Source organism: Pseudomonas sp. NPDC086278 (assembly GCF_050280905.1).
Lineage (GTDB): Bacteria > Pseudomonadota > Gammaproteobacteria > Pseudomonadales > Pseudomonadaceae > Aquipseudomonas.
In genome coordinates this window covers 1-2,523 of record NZ_JBNNWE010000196.1, presented here as the reverse complement: position 1 = coordinate 2,523, position 2,523 = coordinate 1, and the positions used below count along the sequence as shown (strand labels likewise).

2 protein-coding genes are annotated in these 2,523 nt (G+C 59.2%); one reads left to right on the top strand and one right to left on the bottom strand.

The annotated features are described in order from the left end of the window. Nucleotides 1-1,377: chaperonin GroEL (groL, locus tag ACQKP4_RS28810; RefSeq protein WP_427637409.1), on the top strand; the 1,377-nt coding region annotated here is incomplete at its 5' end. Between the two features lie 206 nt (nucleotides 1,378-1,583). Here groL and ACQKP4_RS28805 read toward each other — a convergent pair. After that, nucleotides 1,584-2,327 carry a phosphatase PAP2 family protein gene (locus ACQKP4_RS28805; RefSeq protein WP_427637408.1) on the bottom strand — a complete coding sequence of 248 codons (744 nt, stop codon included), beginning with the start codon at nucleotides 2,325-2,327 and terminating at the stop codon, nucleotides 1,584-1,586. Nucleotides 2,328-2,523 lie beyond the last annotated feature (196 nt).

Sequence of the window (2,523 nt, the reverse complement as noted above, 5' to 3'; positions counted from 1 at the left end):
CCCAGCCGCCACATATTTCTCAGACCACCGCCGCCCGCCGCTGTACGAACCGGTCGACATACTCATCCGCCGGCGAATGCAAAATCTCTCGCGGCCAAAGCGACCATCGCTATCGTCAAAGAGCTCAAAGCCCTGTCCAAGCCTTGCGCTGACACCAAGGCCATCGCTCAGGTCGGCACCATCTCGGCCAACTCCGACAGCTCCATCGGCGACATCATTGCCGAAGCCATGGAAAAAGTCGGTAAAGAAGGCGTGATCACCGTTGAAGAAGGCTCGGGCCTGGAAAACGAACTGTCGGTTGTTGAAGGCATGCAGTTCGACCGTGGCTACCTGTCCCCGTACTTCGTCAACAAGCCAGAGACCATGACCGCCGAGCTGGACGGTCCGCTGATCCTGCTGGTCGACAAGAAAATCTCGAACATCCGCGAAATGTTGCCAGTACTGGAAGCCGTTGCCAAAGCCGGCCGTCCACTGCTGATCGTGGCCGAAGACGTTGAAGGCGAAGCCCTGGCGACTCTGGTTGTGAACAACATGCGTGGCATCGTCAAAGTCGCAGCCGTCAAGGCTCCAGGCTTCGGCGACCGTCGCAAGGCCATGCTGCAGGACATCGCTGTTCTGACTGGCGGTACCGTTATCTCCGAAGAGATCGGCCTGAGCCTGGAAAGCACTACCCTGGAACACCTGGGTAATGCCAAGCGCGTGATCCTGTCCAAAGAAAACACCACCGAGATCGACGGCGCCGGCGTTGAGGCTGACATCCAGGCTCGCGTTCTGCAGATCCGCCAGCAAGTGGCTGACACTTCGTCCGACTACGACCGTGAAAAACTGCAAGAGCGTCTGGCCAAGCTGTCCGGCGGCGTTGCAGTGATCAAGGTTGGCGCTGGCTCCGAAGTCGAAATGAAAGAGAAGAAAGCCCGCGTTGAAGACGCCCTGCACGCAACCCGCGCAGCCGTTGAAGAAGGCGTGGTACCTGGCGGCGGCGTGGCACTGGTTCGCGCTCTGCAGGCTATCTCCGAACTGAAAGGCGACAACGCCGATCAAGACGTGGGTATCCAGTTGCTGCGTCGCGCTGTTGAAGCGCCACTGCGCCAGATCGTTGCCAACTCCGGCGACGAGCCAAGCGTCGTTGTCGACAAGGTCAAGCAGGGTTCGGGTAACTACGGTTACAACGCTGCGACCGGCGAATACGGCGACATGATCGAAATGGGTATCCTCGACCCGGCTAAAGTGACTCGTTCGGCGCTTCAGGCAGCGGCTTCCATCGCCAGCCTGATGATCACCACCGAAGCCATGATCGCCGAGATCAAGGAAGACGGTCCAGCTGGCGGCGGTATGCCAGACATGGGCGGTATGGGTGGCATGGGCGGCATGATGTAAGCCAGCCTTACCCCTGTAAAAAAGCCCCGCCTGCGCAAGCAGGCGGGGCTTTTTATTGCCTGGATTTCGCGAACCACCTCAATCCGTTGTGGGAGCGGGCTTGCTCGCGAAAGCGGTGTGTCAGAAAGATTAATACCGACTGACATACCGCTTTCGCGAGCAAGCCCGCTCCCACATTTTGATCTGCCACATTTCAGGTCTGTGTTTCAGGCGGTGGCCGGGCCTGTCTTGGTCAGCTGCTCAACCTTCGACGCCGGTCGATACAGGATGTAGTAATACGACCCCAGACAAATCAGCCAGCAGAAAATCGCCGTCCACACGTTGTGCGAGAAAAAGTGCGCGCCTTGCATCATCCGGCTCACCGAAAACACCGTGCCCAGCGCAAAGGCAAAAATAAATGCCTTGCGGGCGAGTTTCGGGCGACGGTCGCGCAGCACGAAGAACAGCGCAAACAGCGTGAAACCGGTCGCCGCATGGCCACCCGGCCAGCAACGGCCAGGCTTGTCGGTGTGCGGGCGCGGGCTGAGCAGTTCGCTGTAGGTTTCGTGGCCGCCGAATTGCTCCAGGCTCCACGGGCATTGCACCGATGTCACGACTTTGACCGGCGTCACAAACGAGGTCGCCAGCGCCAGCGACAGCACCAGGCAGCCCATCTCACGCTTGAACGGTTTGAGCTTTTCAATGAAGAACGAGCCGATGAAGCCGATCACCGCGAACACGGAGAAGGCGATGACCACTTGCTTCGCCCGGTCGTGCAGGATGTTTTCCAGAAAGTAACTGTGTCGTCCGATGAAATCACCGGCGACCGGATCGTAAAACAGCTTGGCCAGGTCCATGTCCAGGGACGTCAGTTCGAGCAACACCAGAATGATCGCGGCAACGGCGGGGACACCCAGGCACACCCGCAAATTGAGCGGGCGAGAGGTGGGACGGACAGCGGTTGATGACATGACAGATCCTGCAATTGAAAAAGCCCCGGGGCATCAGCCCGGGGCGATTCGATTAACGTTCGCTGACTTGGTCGGCGCCCTCCATGGGCGCCCTCCAGCCAAGCAGCTGTTGCTTGAAGCCATAACTGGCGGTTTGGTAATAGGTGATGGCGCGGGTGATCAGTGGATCGCTGTCGGTGGCAAGCGACTCGCGACT